Origin of the sequence: Pseudomonas sp. KB_15 (assembly GCF_052114525.1) — a bacterium.
Taxonomy (GTDB): domain Bacteria; phylum Pseudomonadota; class Gammaproteobacteria; order Pseudomonadales; family Pseudomonadaceae; genus Aquipseudomonas.
The window spans coordinates 1-398 of the sequence record NZ_JBFREX010000294.1 but is presented as its reverse complement, the minus strand read 5'-3'; the positions used below and the strand labels follow the sequence as shown (position 1 = coordinate 398).

The window sequence follows — 398 nt, the reverse complement described above, 5'->3', positions numbered from 1 at the left end:
GGCTTGGCCTCGGCGCGGTGCTCGGCTACCTGATCGCCGGCGCGGCCATCGGCCCGTTCGCGCTGCGGCTGGTCACCAATGTCGAGTCGATCCTCCATTTCTCGGAGTTCGGCGTCGTGATGATGATGTTCGTCATCGGCCTGGAACTGGAGCCGCGCAAGCTCAAGAACCTCAAGAAATCGATTTTCGGCTACGGGACGACGCAGCTCGCGGTCTGTGCCGTGGTGCTGGGCATCCTGGCCGCGCTGCTGGGCGCGCCGTGGCAGGTCGCGCTGGTGGCGGGGCTTGGCCTGGCGCTGTCTTCCACGGCCATCGCGTTCGCCACGCTGGCCGAGCGGAACCTGATGGGCACCCCGGCTGGCGCGGCCAGCTTCGGCATTCTGCTATTCCAGGATATT

Annotated in this window: 1 protein-coding gene; it reads left to right on the top strand. The window is 66.6% G+C overall.

Annotated features, from left to right (window positions below; all coding sequences use genetic code 11):
* On the top strand, positions 1 to 398 hold a 398-nt coding region (locus tag AB4Z35_RS30965), incomplete at both ends, for a cation:proton antiporter domain-containing protein (RefSeq protein WP_442101292.1).